A 20,827-nucleotide genomic window follows, 5' to 3' on the forward strand; every position below is an offset into this window, starting at 1 on the left:
GCCTGGCCTAGAATTTCGGAGAGAAGACATAGACGTACCGTGCGCTCGCGCGTGAGCCGCTGTTGTCCCATGAAAGGATGCAGGTCATCTCCTTGCAACGCTCCACGGGGGTGTTTTCGGCCAGTGTGCAGTTCATGGTAAAACGGACGCCATCAATGACGCGGCGTGCGGCGGTGTCCGTCAGGGCATTGAACGTCTGGGCGGAATACTGGGCGCGGGTGGCATTCTCCAGAAATTCCTCCATCAGAAAATTTGCTCGGGAGATGTGACTGGCGCGGACATCCTGCACCGAGGCCCGGGCGATGACAGCGGCGATGCTCATCAGGCCGATAGCCAGAATGGCCGCCGCCATCAGGACCTCGATGAGCGTGAAACCGGAAGGGGCGTTTTCTTCCCATCGCGCGTGAGACGGACCCTCGGAGACAAAAATCGGCTTTGCGGTCTTGAACAGGCGCTCTGTGGAAACGACACGGCAAAACGTTGACGCCTCCTTGAAGAAGGGCCTCCATGACTTTTTAACCATTTGAAAGCTCAGGATTTTGCGCCATTGTCCGACATGGTTCGCCTTCGCGACGTTTTACAGGGAATTCCGAGAGGGGAAGGCCGGACATCTGCCGCTTCACTCCGTGACCACGCTGCCCGATGGCCGTACCTTCACCGTGCGCGACAGTCCGGTGTTGTTTTGGATGACGACGGACCCGCCCACGGAAGCCCTTCCGAAACCATTGAAATGGGTGGTGAAGGATTTTGCGTGGGTGACCTGGTTTCTCAAGTCCGCGAGATCAAAGCGCCATAGCAGGGTGTTGTCGCCGCGCACCCTGATTTCGCAGGCATTCTGCTCCGTGTCGCATTCAAACCGGATTTGTACGTTTCGCTTGATGGCCTCAAATCTGGCATGTCTGCACATGCTGACAATGGTCCTGGCCGCGCGGTTGACTTCGGCTCCCGGCAGGGCGGCGAGCAGCGTCGTGCCGCAGATGCCGGCCAACACGGCCGCGATGGCCAGGACCACCAGGGTTTCGAGGAGCGTGTAGCCTTTGTTCACGGCATTTTTTCCATTTGCGTGTTCCTGCACCAGACGATGGTGGACAGCGTTCGATTGCCGACGCCCAAGCGGGCACGGGAGTGGTCGGGAATCGCGGTGATCTTCACGCGCACGCCACGGATCTTCTCCGTATGTTCATGAGGTTCGTTGATGACTGTGCCGTTCGCGTCGAGATAGGTGAAGCGCAGGTCGCCGATGTTGGTGCTGAAAGGTTGCCAAGCCACGGCTCCGGTGTCGTACTTGCGTAGCACATGGTCGGGGATTTTTTTGGCGGAGCCGTCATTGGCGACGTTGAGTCTGAAGCCCGCGTGCTCGCGCAGGCTGCCGCTGCCGTTTTCATTGGCGATTCCATCCGCGTTCCAGTCCTGGCTGCAATAGACTGCGGTACCTGTGGTGGCGCGTCCGTAGTCCGGGTCGCCTATCCCGGGCTTATGGGAAAAGCCGAAGCCCGGGCTGCCTTGCGCCGAGAATCCGCACATGCGCAATTCTTCGGAAATGAGCGCGGCGGCGGAGTGCAGCTCTTGCTGCATGAGTGTGGTCTGACTTTGCCTGGCGGCAATGCGATGGTGGGTCTGGAAAAGGGAGTAGATCGCGCTGATGATCATGCCCGAGATGGCCATGGCGACAAGGGTTTCGACAAGGGTCATGCCGGATTGCCCGAAACGCTTCTGAATGTTCTTGGTCATGGGTCGCGCCTGAGGATCTGCTTGGTTTCATTGCAAGAGTTCCCGGCACGATAGGTCTGACTGCAGCTTGTTTCAATAATGTCGATCCGTTATATTGAAAGGCCAAAAAATAGGTAGGATTGGGGCCAAAAAAAGCACGGCCTGGGCAGAGAATACCCAGGCCGTACTTTTTTTGCCTTACGCGCCAACTATTTGTCGACGACTGCGCAGTCCGGATTGGGGCACCACCATTCCTCCCCTTCGCCGGTAATGGCCTTGACTTCGTTTGATTCAAGCATGGCGGCCGTGTGTGAGTCCAGCTCCTTGCATTTGCGGCCGGTAAGCTTTTTCTTGGTGTCGCCAGCCAGGCGCAGGGTATCTTCCTGTTTGTCCGTCATGGAGGACCTCCTTTGGTTTGTCCGTCGCGAATATACCCGCGCGCGCCGCTGCTGACAACAGCGGGCGTAGGGCCTGAGGAGAGGGCGGGCACGGGGGCCTGCCCCTACAGGTCCGCGCCCACCCGTTTAGGATATGACCATTATCGTAATGCGAAAATCCGCGAGGCTTGATCCGTGAGGAGGCGAGGCCGATGTGGTGGTGTAGGGGCGAAAAATTTTTCGCCCCTACCAATGGACTGGTATGATGGGTGGCGCGTGAAAGAGTGAGGCGCAACCGGGTAGGTGCTTGTTTGAGTGTTGTTGAATTTTCAGATATATTGGCAATATGGAGAAGAACGTCCCACGGAAAATGATCAGGCTTTCAGCGACTTGTCGCGCGAGGTTTGCGGCGGGCGTGGACCCGTGCGCATGACCGAGGCCCAAAAAAATATACTCGCCGTGGATGCCGACCCGGTTCAGCGGCAGGCCTTGGCTGAACTGCTCGCCTCTGACGAACACGCGGTGCTGCTCGCATCAGGTGCCGAGGAAGCTCTGCTCAAGCTCGAAAACGGTCAGGTCGATCTGGTCATCGCCGAGGAAGAGATGCCAGGCATGTCCGGCAGGGAATTGTTGTGGGAGTGTGTCCGGCGTTGGCCAGGGCTGCCGTTCATCATGTTGACCGGGAGCGGCACGGTGTCGAGCGCCGTCGCGGCCATCAAAGACGGGGCTGCGGATTATCTGGCAAGGCCCGTTGACGGGCAGGAACTGTTGCGGGGAGTTGCCCGGATTTTGGCTTCAAGCGGAGGTCGCGCCTGGGCTCGCAGCGGCAACCTGCTGACCGACGAGCTTTGGGGCGGGAAGAGTCCCTCCATGCAACGCCTCTACAAACTGATCGAGCGGGTGGCTCCGACGGAGGCTACGATTCTGCTTCTCGGCGAGAGCGGCACGGGCAAGGAAAAGATCGCCGGGCTTTTACATCGTTTGAGCCAGCGCTCGCGGGGTCCGCTTGTGATCGTCGATTGCGGCTCCACGCCGTCCACATTGCTGGAGAGTGAACTGTTCGGGCACGCCAAGGGTTCATTCACAAACGCTTACAAGGACAAGAAAGGGCTTGTGGCCGAGGCGCATGGCGGGACTCTGTTCCTTGATGAGATCGGCAACATCTCCTCGGAAATGCAGTTGAGACTTTTGCGCTTCCTGCAAGAACGAAAAATTCGCCGGGTTGGAGACCTGGCCGAGACCGCAGTCAATTGCCGCGTCATTGCCGCGACCAATGCGGATTTGGCTGAGTTGGTGCGCAGCGGCGAATTTCGGGAAGATCTTTACTACCGCCTCAAGGTCATCAACATCCAGGTGCCGCCCCTGCGCGAGCGCAAGGCCGATATCCCTGTTCTGGCCGAGCGTTTTCTTCAGCTTTTTGCGGAGGATGGGCCCTTGCCGCGTCTTGACGCGGAGGTCGCCGAAGCCATTCTTGATTACCCTTGGCCCGGCAATGTGCGCGAATTGCGCAATATGCTGGAGGCTGCGGTCATTTTGTCTTCTGACGGCGTGATCCGGATGGAGGACATGCAGTTTGAGGACAGCTACGAAGACACTCCCCTGCCAGGCAATCTTCTTTCTCTGTCCGGAAGCGAGAAACAGGTGGTTTTGAACGCTCTGGAGAGAAGCTCCTGGGTGGTCAAGGACGCCGCCGATCTGCTCGGGGTCAGCCGCCGGACCATGCATTACAAGATCAAGAAATTTCAGATTGATACAACCAAACGTTCAGCCTGACCGAAAGTTTCGGATGCCGGCTGCGCGAGGCGGAGCTTGGTGCTGCGGCAACGGATCCCTGAACCCGACTGCTGATCCAGGCCGGGGGCGTTTTTTCGGGCCAATTCCATTTTTTCATTTGTCATCCCGCCCGCAGTGATTAGCAGGGGAAGTGACAGTTGAAGACAGGAGGGCCTATGAAAAATATGAATACGCTGTTGCACTTCATGCGGTATTTTGAGCCGCATTGCATAGAGAAGAACGGAGAAAGGATTTGTTACGTCTCGGCCCTTGAGTATCCGGAGAAGGGTGAGGCACTTGAGGTTCTGGGAGGAAATGGATTTTTTGCTCATGGACCCAAAGAAGTGATCATGAAATATGCGGGCAGAAAAAATGTTGACGGCGACGACCAATGGAGTCTTTCTGATGAGCAATTGCCTGACACTTTTCCTGTATGGGAAGCCCGCTGAGAATCGTACTGGCTGTGATCCGGCAGGAGGGATAATGAGATTTGCACTGTTTATGCTCGGCGTTGTTGCTTTCATTACAGTTACAGGGTGCGCCCATTTCGGAAGAACAGTTGAGTCACCCACGGTTCGTCTCGTTGATATGGCGCCGGCAAGCAGCACCCTCTTCGAGCAGCGTGTGCTTTTGACTTTTCGCATAGTCAATCCAAATCCGTTTGCGTTGTCGTGGACCGGAGTCAAGGTCAATACTCGGGTCAACGACATGGATCTGCTGCCGGGGGTGTCATCGGAAAATGGCCAGGTGGAAGCCCTGGGAGAATCGGTCTTCAAGGTCGAGGCCGCCGCTTCGACTCTGGGTCTGCTGCGCCAGGTACTTAATTTTCAGGGTGGCCAGAACACGCTGACCTATGCCCTGGAGGGAATTCTCTATCAGGGCGGACTGAGTTCCGGAGGAATCCCGTTCTCCGCAGAAGGGGCGCTTTGGGATTCCGGCCAGGAACTTTAGGGAGGCTTTATGCGGCTGGTGTTGATTTTTGCGATTTTGGCTTCAGGCGTGTTTGGAGGAACTGTGGCTGCACAAACAAAAGAAGCGGTATTTGCAGGTGGGTGTTTCTGGTGTCTGGAAGGACCTTTCGACGCCTTGCCCGGAGTCATGGAAACGGAGGCCGGATACACCGGCGGACAGATATCCAATCCGACCTATGAGCAGGTCTCGTCCGGAACCAGCGGTCATATCGAAGCCATGCGGGTGGTTTATGACCCCGAGCAGGTCGATTTTGAAAAGCTCCTCAATGTCTTCTGGCGCAACATCGACCCCCTTGATGCCGGTGGACAGTTTTGTGATCGCGGTCCGCAATACAGGTCCGCTGTATTTTTCGCGGATGCGGCCGAAGAGTCCGCCGCGCAGGCGTCAAAGGCCCGGCTTGAGGAGGCCCATGGGTTCACGATCGCAACTGAGATTCTGCCCCGGTCAGAATTCTATCCCGCCGAGGAGTATCATCAGGATTATTACAAGAAAAATCCTCTCAGATACCATTTTTATCGGCAGGGCTGCGGCCGTGACCAGCGTCTGAGGCAGCTTTGGGGAGCGGAAGCGAAAGTGAAGCCCTGACGACATCGCGCTAAAAGGGAATGAAAACCCGGCAACTGCGATTCGCGCAGGCCGGGTTTTTTATTTTGCGGGGGTGGTTCTGCTGGGCTTTTTTAGTCTTCCCGGAGTTCGGCTTCGCTCATGAAATTTCGATCGTAACGGTCCCAAATATCCAGGGCGATGCTGAGCGGCTTGACCATCGGCACGGTGTAGGTGTGGAAGCGCTTGGCGTAGAGGGATTCCCGGAATCTGGTCACGTGTGTGCACAGACCGCGCGGGGAGACGATGAACGGTTTGTCGATGGATCGCCTGAATTCGACCAGTCGCTCGGCCAGATATTCGGAGAGATAGGGCACCTGCAGGTAGATCGCGGCAACGATGACGTCGGTATCCGCGTCATCGGCGATGATCTCAAGCGCACGGATGAGCCGCCTGTCGTCGCAGTTGCCCAGAAGATCAAGCGGGTTGTTGCCGACGTTGACCAGCATCTGCTCCAGGTCGTCGGGGTTTGTGGCTTTGATGTTTTCACGCAGCAGGTCCTGCAGGCGCCTTCTGGTTTGGGGCGTGAACTGGGCCAGTTCCATGCCTTCGGCCGTGATCTGGTCGGCCAGCAGCACCGCCGCGCCGCCACCGACGCTGACCACCGCCGTGCGTTTGCCCCTGGCCTTGGGCTGCGTGGTCAGGATGGAGAGCACGTTGACCATGATCTTGGGGTCTTCGGTCAGATCTTCGATGAGATAGAATCCGGCCTGGGAACAGCAGGCCCGGAAGGCTTCGTGACTGCCCGCCAGGGATGCGGTGTGGGACATGGTCGCCTCCTTGCCGCCGCCGGAGCCGCCCTTGATGATCAGGACCGGCTTTTGAGCCGCCACCTGCCTGCCGATCTCCATGAGCTTGAGGCCTTCGGACAGCCCTTCCAGATAGATGGCGATGACCTCGATGCGCGGGTCCTGGCCCATGTGTGCCAGGATTTCCGCCACGCCCACGCTGCTCGAGTTGCCGCAGGATACCCACTTGCCCATGCCGACCCGGTCCGCTTCGAGCATCTCCATGAGTTCCATGCCGATGCCGCCGCTCTGGGAGATGATGCCGATTCCGCCCGGTTCGCGGATGATGCCCGTGCGGTGGGGCGGAATGAACATGGTGTTCACGCCGGAGAAGTTGTCGATGATGCCCAGACAGTTGGGGCCGATGTAGCTGACCCCGTACTGCAGGCTCAAATTCCGCAGCCTGTCTTCAAGCTCCCGCCGCCCGGATTCGGCAAAGCCGTCGCTGATGATGATGGCGCCCTTGCCGCCGGCCCGGCAGAATTTCTCGAACTCACGGACCACGGTCTCGGAGTTGACGACAAATACCGCCACTTCCGGAACCTCCGGCAGGCTCTCCAGATTCGGGTAGCAACGCATGCCCTGCAAAGCTTCCGTGCGTGGGTTGATGGGATAGAGGCGGTCCAAACGGCGAAGATTTTTGAGTACGATGCCGCCCACCGTGCCGGTGTTCGACGCTCCGTAGAGGACCACGGAGGCGGGGCTGAAGATGGTGCGCAGGCTGGCCATTTTTTGCGGCGAAACATCGGTCTGGCGAGGGTAGTGGACCGGTTCGCCGGCGATGAGGCGGGCGTCGACAATGGCGAAGCCCTCTTCGTAGACAATGACGGGGTTTAGATCGAGTTCATGGATTTCAGGGTGTTCGGCCATGAAACGCGACACGTTCATGGCCAGGCGGATGACGGCCTCCTTGTCGAGGGCCGGGCCCCGGAATCCGTCCAGAATGCGTCCGGCGTGAGTCCTGTCCAGCATGGCCCGGACTTCATTTTCTTCCAGAATGCCGATGCCGGGAGTCACGTCGGCCAGGAGTTCAACGAAACGGCCTCCCGAACCGATCATGGTCATGGGACCGAAGCTGGGGTCCTGGGTGGCGCCAATGAGCACTTCAAGGCCGGGTTTGACCATGGGCTGAATCAGGATGCCGTCAATCTCCGTCACCCCGGCGGCCCGCACATTGTCCATGAGTTCTGCATACCCGGCCTCAAGCTCGGTCAGGTCTTTACGATCCAGCAGCACGCAACCGAGGTCGGTCTTGTGGATGATCTGGCTTGAGACCGTCTTCATGGCCACCGGAAAACCAAGCTCCTGCGCCGTCTGCTTGGCTTGCTCCAGCGTGCGGATCATGCGGCCCAGCACGGGGATGTCGTAGGCGTCCAGAAGGGTTCGGCTTTGTTCAAATCCAAGCTGTATCGGTTCCATGGGAGCTCCTGGGGTGCGGGTGTCGGTTTCGAGGTTTCATCATGAGGGGCGCGGGGATTTTTTGCAAGAAGGGTCTGAGGGAGACAGGACATGACGGGGGAGTCGTGTCGGGGTGGGTTGGTCCCGGGCTGGCCGCCTCGAAACTCCTTCGCGGGCCTCGTACGGCCGAATCGTTGCGTGCAGGGCGCAAGATCGGGGTTGCTCGTGCGGCAACGATTCAGCCAACGATGCCTAGCTCAGTCAGACAGTCGCGGCGACCAGCCCGGGACCAACCCTCCCCGACACGGTACTGCGAGGTGTCATTGTTGCGGCATTGCCCTTCGTCATCCCCGCGAAGGCGGGGGATCCAGGCATTTTGAGGATAGAAGCAGCTTTTCGTTTTCTTGGAATGAGGAGGCGCGGATTTGTGTTAAACTGGAATTGCAGAGTATGGTTCCGTTGAAATTACGGGAATCGAGCCGATAATCCAGGTATTGTGCGAAATAGGGCTTCTTTTTCGGAAAAAATGTCGGACTCCCTTGACCTTGGCTTCGCTTAGGGGAAGAAGGGTGGCAAGGTTTCCACGGTCTTCATTTTACGGTAGAGTAAATGCCGACAGAAATTGGCTGCAACAGGACAGATGCGGAGGACTTTCATGAGCATGGAGATTCTTGAACTGGTCAAGCGGCGGGATCCGGGCGAAGTGGAGTTTCATCAGGCCGTGACGGAGGTCATGGAGTCCATCGAACCGGCGCTTGAGCGTAATCCCGAATACCGCCGGGCGGGGATTGTCGAACGCATGGTCGAGCCGGAGCGCACGGTCATCTTTCGCGTGCCATGGGTGGACGATCACGGGGATGTGCACGTCAACCGGGGTTTCAGGGTGCAGATGAACAGCGCCATCGGGCCTTACAAAGGCGGCATCCGTTTTCATCCGTCCGTCAATCTCGGCATTCTCAAATTTTTGGCCTTCGAGCAGGTTTTCAAGAACTCCCTGACCACATTGCCCATGGGCGGGGGGAAGGGCGGCGCGGATTTTGACCCCAAGGGCAAGTCCGACAACGAGGTGCAGCGTTTCTGTCAGAGTTTCATGCTCGAACTTTTTCGTCATATCGGGCCAAATACGGATGTACCTGCCGGAGACATCGGCGTGGGCGCGCGGGAAGTGGGCTTCATGTTCGGCATGTACAAGAAACTCAAGAATGAATTCACGGGAGTGCTGACGGGCAAGGGCGCATCCTGGGGCGGCAGCCTGGTCCGGCCCGAGGCCACGGGGTACGGGGCGGTCTATTTTGCGGGCGAGATGCTGGCAGCCCAGGGGAAGACGCTGGAAGGAACGCGCAGCCTGGTCTCCGGATCGGGCAACGTGGCTCAGTATACCATGGAAAAACTTTTGCAGTTGGGCAGCTCCCCGATCACATTTTCGGATTCGTCGGGTTACATTTACGACGAGTCCGGAGTCACGCCCGAGAAGCTCGCCTTCATCAAGCACCTCAAGAATGTGCGCCGGGGGCGGGTGCATGAATACGTGGACGCCTATCCCGAAGCCGTCTTCACTCCGGCGGACTATGCGCTTGGGTACAATCCGCTCTGGGCGCATAAAGCGGAATGCGCCTTCCCTTGCGCAACACAAAACGAGATCGGCCGACGCGACGCGGACAACATGGTCGCGGGCGGGGTGCGGGTCGTGACCGAGGGGGCGAACATGCCGACTTCGCACGAGGGCGTGCGTATCTTTTTGGACAACGGGGTGCTTTTTGGCCCCGGCAAGGCCGCCAACGCCGGCGGGGTCTCGGTGTCGGGCCTGGAGATGACCCAGAACAGCATGCGGCTGAGTTGGACCCGGCAGGAAGTGGACGACCGGCTGAAGCTGATCATGAAGACCATCCACAAGGTCTGCATGGATACGGCCGCAGTCTACGGCAAGCCTCTCAACTATGTCGTGGGCGCCAATATCGCCGGCTTCGTGAAGGTGGCCGACGCCATGCTGGACCAGGGCGTGGTCTAGCCCGCGCATTGTGATTGCCTCGTCAAAGCCGGTTCGCCGGCTTTTTTCTTGCCCGTTGCCCCTGGCCTGCGCTTTGGATAGGTTTGACGCCACCCAAGGAGACGTTCATGCCCAATACGCCCGACCTGCATCTGGTGGCCCAGGATTCGGAATTTCGGAAATTCCATGACCTCATGGCCAGGAAAGTCCAGAATATTCTGCTCGTGTCCACGGCTTACGATGCCTGGGTCATGGAGGAGGACTGCAAGCTCTCCGAACGCATCGTGTCCGAATACCAGGGCCTGAACCTGAGCCGCCCGCCCCGTCTGACCTGGGCCTCAAGCGCCGAGGAGGCGCTGGCTTTTTTGGCGCAGCGCCCGTTCGAACTCATTATCCTCATGCCGCAATTGGCCGAGCGCGAGGCCCTGACCCTGGGGCAGAGGATCAAGGAGCTCAGCCTTGGCATCCCCGTTTATCTGCTGACCCACCGCGAAGTGTTCCTGCCCGGGGAAACCCCGCCCGAAGGCATTGACCGCCAGTTTGTGTGGACCGGCAACGCCGACCTGCTGGTCGCCCTGGTCAAGAACGCCGAAGACGCCATGAACGTCGATTTCGACACGAAAAGCGTCGGCATCCGGGTCATCATCGTGGTCGAGGACTCCCCTCGTTATCAGTCCTGCCTGCTGCCCATCCTGTATCGCGAGCTGGTGGTCCAGACCCAGGATGTCATCCGCGAAGGGCTGAATCAGGAGCACCGCCTGTTGACCATGAGGTGCCGGCCCAAGATTCTCTTGACCGATAATTATGAGGACGCGCTGGCTCTGTTCCTGAAATTCGAGCCGTATGTGTTGGGGGTGATCTCCGATGTGCGCTTTCCCCGTGGCGGCAAGCTCGATGCTTCGGCCGGCGTCGATTTGCTCGGGGCCATCAAGGCTCAGCGTTTCGATATCCCGCTGCTGCTGATGAGCAACGAGCCGGACAACGCCCGCAGGGCCCGGGAGATTCCGGCCAGCTTCGTGGACAAGAATTCTCCCTGCCTGCTTGCGGATGTGCGCGGTTTCGTGCTGGAGCGTCTGGGGTTCGGGGATTTCATCTTTCGCGGAACGCAAGGAGAGGAAATCTCTCGGGCCGGAAGCCTCTATGCGCTTGAGGAACGGCTGAGGACCATTCCTGCCGAGGCTCTTGTCAACCATTCTCGTCACAACGATTTTTCGCGCTGGTTTTTTGCACGGACCGAGTTTGAGCTGGCCAACCACCTGCGCCCCTTGAGCGAAACAGATTTCGCGTCACCGGAGCTCTTGCGGGCCGGAGTGATCGAGATGATCCGGGCCAGGCGGCAGCAGCGGCAAAAGGGGATCGTGGCAAATTTCAACGCCAAGGATTTCGATCCGACCACGGACTTCTTCAAGATCGGCAAGGGTTCCATGGGTGGCAAGGCGCGTGGGCTGGCGTTTTTGTTTTCCATCCTGAACAGGATTCCGGCCCTCGCGGAAAAATATCCCGGCGTGGATTTTTCCATGCCGAGGACCCTGGGCATTTCGACCGAAGGTTTTGATTCTTTTGTAAAAATCAATGATTTAGGGTATTTGTCTGGAGTTGATCTTGCGGACGACGAGGTCTTGAAGATCGTTGAAAAGGCCCGTTTTCCCAAGTGGCTGAGCCATCAGCTTAAAGCCTATCTTTCCCAGGTCCACCATCCTCTGGCCGTGCGCTCGTCAAGCCTCCTCGAAGACGCCCAGTATCAGGCCTACGCTGGACTGTACTCCACGATTATGGTGCCCAACAATCATCCAGACCCGAATGTGCGGCTGGCGGAATTGATCCTGGCCATCAAGCAGGTCTACGCCTCCACGTTTTATCAGGCGCCCAAAGCCTTTTCAAGGCGGGTCAACCAGCGCACCGATGAGGAGAAAATGGGCGTGCTGGTGCAGCAGGTCATCGGGGATGATTACGGCGGGTATTTTTATCCGGCCATTTCCGGCGTGGCACAGTCATACAATTACTATCCGTTCGGACGCATGAAGCCCGAGGACGGGGTGGCCACCATTGCTTTCGGATTCGGCAAGATCGTAGTCGATGGTGGGCAGACCCTGCGCTTTTCGCCCAGATATCCGAACATCCTGCCGCAATGTCCGACGGTGGAGCTGGCTTTGCGCACGGCCCAAACAGAGTTCTACAGCCTGCCTCTGGAGCATTGGCCCTGGGCGCGCACGGATTTTTCCCTATCCCGCCGCAACATCACCGAAGCCGAGGAAAAGGGGCCGCTGGCCCTGGTAGCTTCGACCTTTCTCCCGGAAGAGGGGCGCATTCGTGATACGGCGTCCATTCCCGATCGGCCGCGCGTTCTGCTTTTCGCTCCGGTATTGAAGCACAAGATCCTGCCGCTGGCAGAAATCCTGGCAGATGTCATGGGCATCACGGAATCGGCCATGGGGTGCCCCGTGGAGATAGAATTCGCCTGCAATCTCTACCGGGACAAGCAGCACAGGCCCGTGTTTTCCCTGCTGCAGTTGCGTCCCATGTCCGCCCGGGCCGATCTTAACCGGGTCACCATCACCGAGCATGATCGCGAGCAGGCCTTCTGCCTGTCTTCCCACGCTCTGGGCAATGCTGAGAAATGTGATGTGCGCGATATCGTTTTTGTGCGGCCCGATGCCTTTGAGGTCGAAAAAACCGTGCAGATCGCAGGGGAGATCGGACGCATCAATGCCGCGCTCGTGGCCCAGGGGCGCAAATATCTGCTGGTGGGCCCAGGGCGCTGGGGTACGGCAGACCGCTGGCTGGGCATTCCCGTGACTTGGAATGACATCTGCGGAGTCTCGGCCATCGTCGAGACCGCTTCGGCCCAGCTGCGCGTGGAGCCATCCCAAGGCTCTCATTTTTTTCACAACATAACCACTCTCGGGATCAATTACATTATGATGTCGGGCAAGGAAGGCGAGCGTTTCGACTGGGAATGGCTGGAGGGGCACGATGCCGTGGCCAGGGACGAGCATGTGGTTCACGTGCGCCTGTCTGCGCCGATGGTCATCAAGGTCGATGGCCGCAGCTCGCACTGCGCGATTATTCCGGGGGACGAAATGGCGCGATGCCTGGAGGTGAACACGGCTCCGCCGGGCACCGGGTGCTGCGCTCCGGGCTGCGAGGGAGCAGGTTCGCCCGGGCAGTGCGCACTATGATTTCGGCGATGCGCCGGGACAGGCTGCTTTGCAGGCTCCAGCATTGATAGAAATGCGGGACGCGCAGGGTTTCTCCGGGGGTGAGATCGACCAGTTCGCCTTGCCTGAGATGCGGCTCGGCCAGGATGCGGGAGATCATGCCGTACGCTCCGCCCTGAAGAATGAGGCCCTGAAAACTGATGTTGGACGGCATGACATGCGCGGGCGGGGTGATTTCCTCGCCGAAGCGCTGCCTTAAGAATTCGTGCTGGAGCGCGTCTTTGTGATTGAAAATGACAATGGGGGCATTGTCTGCGGCCTGCCGGGTAAAACCCTGCGGGCAGTGGCGCATTCTGAACGCAGGCGTGGCCACGCACAGGTACTCCATGTCGCCCAGGTCGTGGGTGAGCAGTCCCTGGAAAGTCGCCGGAGTCGAGGTGATCGCTCCCTGGACCTCCCCTGAACGCAGATAGGCATGGGTCACGGACTGGTCGTCGACCACGAGATCAAGTAGCACGTTCTCTCCCGCCAGGATGTCGGGAATGCTGCGCAGGAACCAAGTGTCCAGGCTGTCGGCGTTGACGGCCAGGGTCACGGTCGCGATGTTGCTGTTTTCTCCCGGTGCCAGCTCCTCAAAGAGTGATTCCTCCAGGACCGAAAGTTGCCGGAAGTGGCGCAGCATGGCCATGCCCGCGGATGTGGGCCGGATCGGCACCGAGCGCACCACGAGCATCTGGCCCACATGTTCCTCCAATTGTCTGATGCGCTGGGAAACAGCGGACTGGGTCAGAAAGAGCGAGCGTGCCGCTTTTTCGAAGCTCTGTTCGGTGATGACCGCAGCCAGGGCCTGAAGGTGTTTGGTGTCGATCATTAATTTTTCTAATGCCTCAATAAAATTATTCGTTTTCCTTATGATTCCGCCTCGGTTATGTCTTGGTTCAACATAACGCAAGGGGAACCTGATGATTTTTACGCCATTTTTGCAGGGCCTGGGGACAGGCGCTGGTCTCATTATCGCCATCGGTGCGCAAAATGCCTTCGTGCTGAGCCGGGGTCTGACCCGCAACCATCATCTCCCCGTGGTGCTTATCTGCGCCGTGAGCGACGCGCTGCTCATAACTCTGGGGCTGTCGGGGATGGGGATTGTATTGGCTCAGAGCGAGGCCTTTGCGGTTTGGGCCACTTGGCTTGGGGTGGCCTTTCTTTTCTGGTACGGGCTGCGCTCTTTTAGGTCGGCCTTGCATTCGGGCAGTCTTGCGCCCCAGGAGCGGGCGAGGATGGGACTTGGCGCCACGGTGGCGGCGACCCTGGCCGTGACGTTTCTGAATCCGCACGTCTATCTCGACACGGTGCTCCTGCTTGGCTCCATCGGAGGGCGCTATCCGGAGGCGCAACGCTTTTTTTTCGGCGCGGGAGCCGTAACGGCCTCACTGGTCTGGTTTCTCGCTCTGGGCCTTGGCGCACGCCTGTTGCTGCCTTTTTTCCGTCACCCCAGATCATGGGCCGTGCTTGACGTCCTGGTAGGCCTGACCATGTGGGGCGTTGCCGCGTCACTGGCAACGTCTGCTTTTGCGGGCTGATTTGGGGCGTTTGAGCCCTTTACCCCGTCCCTCCCCCCGGCTATCAACCTTCCATCGGAGGAACGATGGCCAAAAATTACGACCCGCGCATGCACACGGCGGAACACATCCTCAATCAGACCATGGACCGGCTCTTTGCCTGCGGGCGCTGCTTTTCCGCGCATGTGAACCCGGACAAGGCCAAGTGTGACTATCATTATAATCGCGATCTGACCGAGGCCGAGGCCCGGGACGTGGAGGCGAGGGTGAACGCTGTCATCGCCGCCGACCTGCCGGTCTTCGCCGAAAACATGGCCCGGTCCGAAGCGCAGACTCTCTTCAATCTGGAACGTCTGCCAAATGACGCGTCCGAAGAGCTGCGCATCATCCGCATCGGGGATTACGACGCCTGCCCCTGCATCGGCGAGCATGTGGACCAGACCTCCGCGCTCGGTGTCTTTCGGCTGACCACCCATTCCTTTGAGAATGGGGTGCTCCGGCTGCGCTTCAAGCTCGGGAAACCCCTCTGATCATGGCCACTCTTCCCGCCCACGGCGGCAATATCCGCTCCATGGCCTCGGCGCTTGGTTGCGCTCCGGAAGAAATTCTGGACTTTTCGGCGAACATCAACCCACTTGGGCCGCCCGCATGGCTGCGACCCGTGGTGGCCCGCGCCCTGGCCGGGACGGCCCATTATCCCGAACCACGGGCAGAAGGGCTGCGCCGGATCGCCGCCACGCGCATGGGCGTTGCGCCCGAAAACGTCGTCGCCGGCAACGGTTCGTCCGAACTGCTGTATGCCCTGCCCAGGGTTTGCGCGGCCAGGGGCCTTGGGCGCGCAGTGCTGCCCGTGCCCTGCTACGGGGACTATGCGCGGGCTTGCGAAGCGGCCGGGCTTTCCTGCGAAACCCTGACACTGCATCCCGAAACCGGCTTCGCCATGGAGTGGTCGAAACTTGAGGAGATGCTAAGCAAGCCGGCGCTGGTCATTCTCGGTCAGCCCGGAAACCCGGCCGGCACCCTGCTCGAACCGCAGCGTATTCTGGATCTGGCCGCCCGGCACCCCAAGAGCTTCTTTCTTATTGATGAAGCGTTCGCTGATTTTGTGCCGCAGCTGTCCCGGCTTGGCGCGACGGTTCGTCCAAATCTGTTTGTGCTGCATTCCCTGACCAAATTTTACGCCGTGCCGGGACTGCGTCTGGGTCTTGGGTATGGGAGCGGTGAGGTGTGCGCGGCGCTTGCGGCCTTGCTGCCGGACTGGAGCGTCAACGCCCTGGCCCAGGCCGTGGGCGTCGATGCCTTGCGTGACGACGCCTACGCCAGGCAGACCATGGACGCGGTGAAGGCGCTGCGGAGCGATTTGGCAGCAGCCCTCACGGGGCTCGGGGTGAGAGTGTTTCCGGGCAGCGCCAACTATCTGCTCTGCCGCAGCGAAAATCCGGACGCCTTTGCCTTGCAGGAGAAGCTCGCCAAGAGCCGCATCCTGATCCGCAACTGCGCCAATTATGAGGGCCTCGATGCCCGCTATTTCCGGGTGGCCGTGCGCGGTGTCGAGGAGAACGGGCGATTGGTGCAGGCTCTTTCAGAAATTTTCGAGTCGGCAAAACCCCGGAGCCGTTCCGTGCGCAAAACCCCGGCCATCATGCTGCAGGGACTCTCGTCCAACGCGGGCAAGTCGGTCCTGACCGCGGCGCTGTGCCGGATTATCCTGCAGGACGGGCTTTGCGTCGCTCCATTCAAGGCGCAGAACATGTCGCTCAATTCCTTTGTGACCAGGGGCGGTGGCGAGATGGGGCGTGCCCAGGTCCTGCAGGCCCAGGCCTGTCGGCTGGAGCCGGACGTGCGCATGAATCCGGTGCTTTTGAAGCCCAATTCGGAGACGGGTTCCCAGGTCATCGTGCTCGGCAAGCCCGTGGGCAACATGAGCGTGGGGCAGTACATCCGCTACAAGCCGCAAATCTTCGAGACGATCACGCGAGCTTATGATGAGCTGTCCGCCTCGGCCCAGCTCATGGTGCTGGAGGGCGCGGGCAGTCCGGCCGAGGTCAATCTCAAATCCCATGATGTGGTCAACATGCGCATGGCCCGGCACGCCGGGGCCAGGGTGCTTCTGGCCGGCGACATCGACCGGGGCGGGGTCTTTGCCTCCTTTGTTGGGACCATGGAGGTCATGGAGGAGTGGGAGAGGGCCCTGGTGGCAGGGTTCATCGTCAATCGTTTTCGGGGCAGGCAGGATCTGCTTGGGGACGCCATCGACTATGTGCGCCGTTTTACCGGAATCGAGACGTTGGGCGTGGTGCCATTTCTGCAGAATCTGGGATTGCCCGAAGAGGATTCGGTCAGTTTCAAGGAAGCTCGGCCGCAGGGCGGAAACGCCGAGCTTCGCATCGTGGCCGTGGACCTGCCGCACATTTCAAACTTCACGGATCTCGATGCCCTGGGGCTTGAGCCGGACGTGGATTTGCGCATCGCCCGCGCCCCCCATGACTTGGCTGGAGCCGACGCCATTATTCTGCCGGGTTCGCGCAATGTGTTCGCGGATCTGGACTATCTGTGGAGTTCGGGCCTGGCCCAGGCTGTGCTGGCCAGCCGGGCCGAAATAGTCGGGGTCTGCGGCGGGCTGCAGATGCTCGGGGCAGGCATTGCGGATCCGGCCTGCGTCGAGAGCGGGGGCGCTTCGGCCAGGCCCCTTGGCCTTTTGCCTCTGGCTACGGAAATGGCCGTGGACAAGGTGTTGTGCCAGGCACGCTGCGTTTTCCTGCCCTCAGGGGAAGAGGTATGCGGGTATGAAATCCATCACGGCCACACGCATGTGCTGGATGGACAGACCACGCCTGTCATGGCCCGTACGGACGGGACAGTGATCGGTTGGGGGCGTGAAGACGCGATGGTCTGGGGCACCTATCTGCACGGAGTCTTCGATGCTGACGGGTTCCGCCGCTCCTTCCTGGATCGTTTGCGGGTGCGCAAGGGGCTCGCTCCCCTGAACACGGTGCAGGTAGCCTATGACCTTGAAGCCGCGCTGGACCGCCTGGCCTTGGTGGTGCGGAAAAGCCTCGATATGGAGCGAATTTATCGCCTTCTGGATTGATGGCGCCGGTTCACGCGCTTTTCAAGACGCGCACGCGTGTTTCGTAGTAGGGAGTGCCGCGTCCAACGGTGCTTGAAATGTCGCGGGTCAGCCGGTTCAGCCCATGCCCGGCTTTAAGCCAGCCCCCGCGTTCGGCCACCAGAATGTCTCCTCGTTGTCCGGCCCTGATTTCAATCCTTGCCCGGACAGATCCCGTCCGGCTTTCCACCACGACCTCGTCGCCATCCTTCAGGCCGCTGCGGCGTGCTTCCTCCTCCGCCAGGATGACCACAGGCAGCGGACTGTGGTCGTCCATGGTGCGCTCAGAGCAGATGAATCCATGGGGGGCGATGGTCAGCAGACGGTAAGGGAACGCGGGGTCTGCCCGGCCCAGGTCTCCGGGTTCGAATTCGGTCATGAACTGGAACTTGCCTGAGGGCGTGGGGAAGTTTTTGTCCGCATAGGGAACTATGGGAGCGTTTAGCCGAAAAGCCCCTTTTCGCAGCTCCGCCATGGAGCATCCTTGTTCACGGATGGGCGCGCAGAGGTCGTGCAGCCAATCCGTGACGCTGCGCTGAAAACGATCTGCAAAATCAAAACGTCCGGCCAGGTCGTGAAACATCTGAAATTCGCTGTGGCACTGACCCACCGGCGCGATGGCCGGGTTGACCGGCCCAACGTAGTTGTGGCCGTAGCTGGCCATGACATCCTCTTCTTCCAGAAACGTCGTGGCCGGCAGAAAGACATGGGCCTGGTCGGCGGTGTCGTCCAAAAAATGTCCGGAATAGACTACGAACTCGGCCTTGCGGAACGCGGCGATCATCTTGGAGGTGTTCGGGGCCATGCATACGGGGTTGGCGGCCGTGACGTAGATCATGCGGATTTCGGGGTCGCGGGCGGTGAGTATCTCTTCTCCAATGCGGGGCAGCAGCAGGGTCCGGCGTGGCGGGTTCAGGTCGTCGCCCCAGAGTCTCTGGTCGTAGGGTCCGTACTCTTCAAATCCCTGGCTGACTCCGCCGCCGCTGACGCCGATGTTGCCGCTCAAGGCGGCGAGGGCGTCGATGGCCCGGATGGAGAGGTGCGCCTCCTCGTGACGGTGCAGGCCCCAGCCAAGCAGCGTTGACGTCGGTTTTTGCCGCATGAGGGTTTCGGCCAGGAAGCGAGCATCCTCCACACTAACGTCGCAGCGCGTGCATAATTCTTCCGCGCTGTATCCGGCTAAAATGCTGAGGTATGTGTCCGCGCACACCGAATGGTTTTCCATGAAGGCGCGGTCTTCTGCACCCTGCGCCAGGATCAGCTTGGCCACGGCCATGGCCAGAAAGGCGTCGGTGCCGGGTTTGGGAGCGATGTGTCGATCCACAAGGGAGGCAGATTTGCTGGATGCAGGATCAATGAGGACGACCCGGCCGCCGCGTCGCCGGATCTCGCGGATGACAGGGACGAGGCTGACGTTGGTCGAGGCGGGATTGCGTCCCCACAGGATCATGGACCTGCTGTTGTAATGGTCGAGCGGGTCGTGGGATACGCGCTTTCCGAAATCGAGATCCTGGGCGCCCTGTCCCGTTCCGCCGCACAGCGATCCCACCGGCGTACTCACTCCACCGAAAAGATTGAAGAAGTAGCGGTTCAAAAGTTTCAGGGCCGTGCGTTCTCCGTATCCCTGATAGTAGAGAATGGCCTCAGGTCCGGACTCTGCGGCGATGGTCTGCAAACGGCTGGCGACGGTGTCCAGCACTTCGTCCCAGGTGGCGTTTCTCCACGGCTGGGAGTGACTGTCGCGGATGAGCGGGCGGATGATGCGCTCCGGACTGTAAATTCGCTTGATATAGCGAGCCGCTTTTACGCAGGTCACGCCCCTGGTAAGAGGGTGCGCCGGGTCTGCGTTCAAGGCGATCAGGCGCCCGTCACGTATTCTGGCCAGGAGGCCGCAAGTGTTGGGACAGTCTCTGGTGCAGGTGGTGGGTACGATTGTATCATTCATATGTATGCAGAGTGAGGGTTCCGACAGCCAGCTTACTATTTTACAGGCGTGCGGCATACTCCGTCACTTGCGCGGTGCCGTCAACGTGTGTCTGGCCCGCTTGACAATTGTGATCCTCCGTGCTCCCCAAAACAGCCATGAGCCCCTTCATTTTTGACCCCGAAACACCTGTGCGTGGGCGACTAGCGCCCAGTCCGACCGGGCATCTTCATCTCGGCAACGCCTGGTCTTTTTTGCTGTGCTGGCTGGCTGTGCGTTCTGCCGGCGGACGGCTGGTGCTGCGCATGGAGGATATCGACCCCGAACGCTCGCGGAGGCATTTTGCCGAGGAAATCATGCGCGACCTGTCGTGGCTCGGCCTGGATTGGGACGAGGGGCCGGACCTGGGCGGCCCGTATGCGCCGTATACGCAGGGCGAGCGTCTGGAGCGCTATGCGCAGGTCATCGAAACCTTGACCGGTCTTGGGCGAACGTATCCGTGTTACTGCACGCGCAAGGAACTCAAAACCATGGCCTCCGCACCGCATCTCGAGGATGTCGGGCCGGTCTACCCGGGCACCTGCCTGGGACTTGGCGCCGTTGATCGCAAGGCTCGTGAAGATCAAGGCAGGCGTCCGTCTTTACGCCTGCATGGCGGAGGGGAGACTCGTTTTGACGATCTTCTGCATGGCGAGGTCCGTCTGGATTGGGAGGCGTGCGGCGGGGATTTTCCGCTCCGCCGATCCGACGGAGTCGTTGCCTATCAATTGGCCGTGGCCGTGGATGACATGGACCAGGCCATCAACCTGGTGGTTCGAGGTGCGGACATTCTGCCATGCACCCCTCGCCAGATTTTCCTTTTGCGTCTTCTGCATGCGCCGGTTCCGCGATATGCCCATGTGCCCTTGCTGCTGGATCACGCGGGTGTGCGTCTGGCAAAGCGGCATCAGTCACTTGAGTTGCGGGCGCTCCGGGAAAAGGGTGTCTCGCCCAAGGCGATTGTCGGGTATCTGGGAAACCTGGCGGGCTTGCTGCCCGAGAACGCCGCAGTGACTCCTGCAGAGTTGGTATCCGAATTTGCGTGGGGCAAGATCCCGCGCGATCCCGTGACGGTGCGGGGTGACGTCGAGGCAGTCTTGCGGTTAGTTTGATGAAAATCAAGTATTTCAGGACGTAAGAGTGCGGTAGGGAGAATAGTTTCAAGAAATTTTATAAAAGAGTGAATTTCTTGTTGACGGGCGTCCCGGAGTTCACTTAGAGGCTTCTTCCGCGATGAGGAACGCCTCTTCCGGACAAACGAAGTTCATTGATATTTTCATATATTTCGTCCTGGTGACCACGGCGGAGGGGAACCACCCGATTCCATTCCGAACTCGGAAGTTAAGACCTCCAGCGCCGATGATACTGCCAGTCCACTGGTGGGAAAGTAGGTCGTCGCCAGGACCTTTTTTTTCTCTTCTCTTAGGTTA

17 protein-coding genes and 1 rRNA gene are annotated in these 20,827 nt (G+C 59.6%); 11 read left to right on the forward strand and 7 right to left on the reverse strand.

Annotated elements, in window-relative coordinates:
• Window positions 1–7 precede the first annotated feature (7 nt).
• The 4 genes from DBAC_RS17170 to DBAC_RS17185 all read right to left on the reverse strand — a co-directional run bounded on the left by DBAC_RS17170 (window position 8) and on the right by DBAC_RS17185 (window position 2,108).
• The gene (locus DBAC_RS17170; protein WP_015775593.1) at window positions 8–523 is read right to left on the reverse strand and encodes a type IV pilus modification PilV family protein; all 516 of its coding nucleotides are present in this window, start codon (window positions 521–523) and stop codon (window positions 8–10) included.
• A gap of 96 nt (window positions 524–619) precedes the next feature.
• Window positions 620–1,045 (reverse strand): GspH/FimT family pseudopilin, encoded by a 426-nt coding sequence (locus DBAC_RS18190; RefSeq protein ID WP_015775594.1) that lies wholly within the window; start codon window positions 1,043–1,045, stop codon window positions 620–622.
• Window positions 1,042–1,731 (reverse strand): PilW family protein, encoded by a 690-nt coding sequence (locus tag DBAC_RS17180; RefSeq protein ID WP_015775595.1) that lies wholly within the window; start codon window positions 1,729–1,731, stop codon window positions 1,042–1,044. The genes DBAC_RS18190 and DBAC_RS17180 overlap by 4 nt, the downstream gene beginning before the upstream one ends.
• Window positions 1,732–1,919: 188 nt before the next feature.
• On the reverse strand, window positions 1,920–2,108 hold the full coding sequence (locus DBAC_RS17185; RefSeq protein ID WP_015775596.1) for a hypothetical protein: 189 nt from the start codon (window positions 2,106–2,108) through the stop codon (window positions 1,920–1,922).
• A gap of 408 nt (window positions 2,109–2,516) precedes the next feature.
• Here DBAC_RS17185 and DBAC_RS17190 point away from each other — a divergent pair, with 408 nt between their 5' ends.
• The 4 genes from DBAC_RS17190 to msrA all read left to right on the forward strand — a co-directional run bounded on the left by DBAC_RS17190 (window position 2,517) and on the right by msrA (window position 5,417).
• Window positions 2,517–3,860 carry a sigma-54-dependent transcriptional regulator gene (locus DBAC_RS17190; protein WP_015775597.1) on the forward strand — a complete coding sequence of 448 codons (1,344 nt, stop codon included), beginning with the start codon at window positions 2,517–2,519 and terminating at the stop codon, window positions 3,858–3,860.
• A 176-nt stretch (window positions 3,861–4,036) separates the two neighbouring features.
• Complete coding sequence (locus DBAC_RS19185) at window positions 4,037–4,309, forward strand: hypothetical protein (protein ID WP_015775598.1); 273 nt, start codon at window positions 4,037–4,039, stop codon at window positions 4,307–4,309.
• 34 nt (window positions 4,310–4,343) lie between these two features.
• Window positions 4,344–4,811, forward strand: a complete 468-nt coding sequence (locus tag DBAC_RS18630; protein ID WP_015775599.1) for an LEA/WHy family protein — start codon at window positions 4,344–4,346, stop codon at window positions 4,809–4,811.
• A gap of 9 nt (window positions 4,812–4,820) precedes the next feature.
• Window positions 4,821–5,417 (forward strand): peptide-methionine (S)-S-oxide reductase MsrA, encoded by a 597-nt coding sequence (gene msrA / locus DBAC_RS17205; RefSeq protein WP_015775600.1) that lies wholly within the window; start codon window positions 4,821–4,823, stop codon window positions 5,415–5,417.
• A gap of 92 nt (window positions 5,418–5,509) precedes the next feature.
• On the opposite strand, the gene DBAC_RS17210 is transcribed toward msrA, so the two are convergent.
• Entirely contained in the window at window positions 5,510–7,642 is a 2,133-nt protein-coding gene (locus tag DBAC_RS17210; RefSeq protein ID WP_015775601.1) for an acetate--CoA ligase family protein, read from the reverse strand.
• Window positions 7,643–8,282: 640 nt separating this feature from the next.
• Here DBAC_RS17210 and gdhA point away from each other — a divergent pair.
• Together gdhA and DBAC_RS17220 are read left to right on the forward strand one after the other, a co-directional pair.
• The gene (gene gdhA, locus DBAC_RS17215; protein WP_043813124.1) at window positions 8,283–9,629 is read left to right on the forward strand and encodes an NADP-specific glutamate dehydrogenase; all 1,347 of its coding nucleotides are present in this window, start codon (window positions 8,283–8,285) and stop codon (window positions 9,627–9,629) included.
• Between the two features lie 107 nt (window positions 9,630–9,736).
• Window positions 9,737–12,787, forward strand: a complete 3,051-nt coding sequence (locus tag DBAC_RS17220) for a PEP/pyruvate-binding domain-containing protein (protein WP_015775603.1) — start codon at window positions 9,737–9,739, stop codon at window positions 12,785–12,787.
• On the opposite strand, the gene DBAC_RS18635 is transcribed toward DBAC_RS17220, so the two are convergent.
• Window positions 12,672–13,637: a LysR family transcriptional regulator ArgP gene (locus DBAC_RS18635; protein ID WP_015775604.1), complete on the reverse strand. Its 966-nt coding sequence runs from the start codon at window positions 13,635–13,637 to the stop codon at window positions 12,672–12,674. The two genes, DBAC_RS17220 and DBAC_RS18635, sit on opposite strands and share 116 nt — an antisense overlap.
• A 91-nt stretch (window positions 13,638–13,728) precedes the next feature.
• On the opposite strand from DBAC_RS18635, the gene DBAC_RS17235 reads away from it, so the two are divergent.
• The 3 genes from DBAC_RS17235 (at window position 13,729) to DBAC_RS17245 (ending at window position 17,416) form a co-directional block, all read left to right on the forward strand.
• On the forward strand, window positions 13,729–14,346 hold the full coding sequence (locus DBAC_RS17235; protein ID WP_015775605.1) for a LysE/ArgO family amino acid transporter: 618 nt from the start codon (window positions 13,729–13,731) through the stop codon (window positions 14,344–14,346).
• Window positions 14,347–14,411: 65 nt separating this feature from the next.
• On the forward strand, window positions 14,412–14,855 hold the full coding sequence (locus DBAC_RS17240) for an alanyl-tRNA editing protein (RefSeq protein WP_015775606.1): 444 nt from the start codon (window positions 14,412–14,414) through the stop codon (window positions 14,853–14,855).
• Between the two features lie 2 nt (window positions 14,856–14,857).
• Window positions 14,858–17,416, forward strand: a complete 2,559-nt coding sequence (locus tag DBAC_RS17245; protein WP_015775607.1) for a cobyric acid synthase — start codon at window positions 14,858–14,860, stop codon at window positions 17,414–17,416.
• 10 nt (window positions 17,417–17,426) lie between these two features.
• Here DBAC_RS17245 and DBAC_RS17250 read toward each other — a convergent pair whose 3' ends face one another.
• Window positions 17,427–19,379, reverse strand: a complete 1,953-nt coding sequence (locus tag DBAC_RS17250) for a molybdopterin-dependent oxidoreductase (protein ID WP_015775608.1) — start codon at window positions 19,377–19,379, stop codon at window positions 17,427–17,429.
• Between the two features lie 137 nt (window positions 19,380–19,516).
• Between DBAC_RS17250 and gluQRS the strand changes: the two genes are divergently transcribed.
• On the forward strand, window positions 19,517–20,509 hold the full coding sequence (gluQRS, locus tag DBAC_RS17255; RefSeq protein ID WP_015775609.1) for a tRNA glutamyl-Q(34) synthetase GluQRS: 993 nt from the start codon (window positions 19,517–19,519) through the stop codon (window positions 20,507–20,509).
• Between the two features lie 177 nt (window positions 20,510–20,686).
• Window positions 20,687–20,801 (forward strand): 5S ribosomal RNA (rrf, locus tag DBAC_RS17260).
• Window positions 20,802–20,827 lie beyond the last annotated feature (26 nt).

The sequence above is a fragment of the Desulfomicrobium baculatum DSM 4028 genome, from assembly GCF_000023225.1.
GTDB classification, from domain to species: domain Bacteria; phylum Desulfobacterota; class Desulfovibrionia; order Desulfovibrionales; family Desulfomicrobiaceae; genus Desulfomicrobium; species Desulfomicrobium baculatum.

What these genes read in the sequence shown, in the direction of transcription:
- DBAC_RS17185 (WP_015775596.1), bottom strand. Translation starts at nt 2,108, where the DNA reads ATGACGGACAAACAGGAAGATACCCTGCGCCTGGCTGGCGACACCAAG.
- DBAC_RS17170 (WP_015775593.1), bottom strand. Translation starts at nt 523, where the DNA reads ATGGTTAAAAAGTCATGGAGGCCCTTCTTCAAGGAGGCGTCAACGTTT.
- DBAC_RS17210 (WP_015775601.1), bottom strand. Translation starts at nt 7,642, where the DNA reads ATGGAACCGATACAGCTTGGATTTGAACAAAGCCGAACCCTTCTGGAC.
- msrA (WP_015775600.1), top strand. Translation starts at nt 4,821, where the DNA reads ATGCGGCTGGTGTTGATTTTTGCGATTTTGGCTTCAGGCGTGTTTGGA.
- gluQRS (WP_015775609.1), top strand. Translation starts at nt 19,517, where the DNA reads ATGAGCCCCTTCATTTTTGACCCCGAAACACCTGTGCGTGGGCGACTA.
- DBAC_RS18630 (WP_015775599.1), top strand. Translation starts at nt 4,344, where the DNA reads ATGAGATTTGCACTGTTTATGCTCGGCGTTGTTGCTTTCATTACAGTT.
- DBAC_RS17235 (WP_015775605.1), top strand. Translation starts at nt 13,729, where the DNA reads ATGATTTTTACGCCATTTTTGCAGGGCCTGGGGACAGGCGCTGGTCTC.
- DBAC_RS17250 (WP_015775608.1), bottom strand. Translation starts at nt 19,379, where the DNA reads ATGAATGATACAATCGTACCCACCACCTGCACCAGAGACTGTCCCAAC.
- DBAC_RS17180 (WP_015775595.1), bottom strand. Translation starts at nt 1,731, where the DNA reads ATGACCAAGAACATTCAGAAGCGTTTCGGGCAATCCGGCATGACCCTT.
- DBAC_RS17245 (WP_015775607.1), top strand. Translation starts at nt 14,858, where the DNA reads ATGGCCACTCTTCCCGCCCACGGCGGCAATATCCGCTCCATGGCCTCG.
- DBAC_RS17220 (WP_015775603.1), top strand. Translation starts at nt 9,737, where the DNA reads ATGCCCAATACGCCCGACCTGCATCTGGTGGCCCAGGATTCGGAATTT.
- DBAC_RS17190 (WP_015775597.1), top strand. Translation starts at nt 2,517, where the DNA reads ATGACCGAGGCCCAAAAAAATATACTCGCCGTGGATGCCGACCCGGTT.
- DBAC_RS19185 (WP_015775598.1), top strand. Translation starts at nt 4,037, where the DNA reads ATGAAAAATATGAATACGCTGTTGCACTTCATGCGGTATTTTGAGCCG.
- gdhA (WP_043813124.1), top strand. Translation starts at nt 8,283, where the DNA reads ATGGAGATTCTTGAACTGGTCAAGCGGCGGGATCCGGGCGAAGTGGAG.
- DBAC_RS17240 (WP_015775606.1), top strand. Translation starts at nt 14,412, where the DNA reads ATGGCCAAAAATTACGACCCGCGCATGCACACGGCGGAACACATCCTC.
- DBAC_RS18635 (WP_015775604.1), bottom strand. Translation starts at nt 13,637, where the DNA reads ATGATCGACACCAAACACCTTCAGGCCCTGGCTGCGGTCATCACCGAA.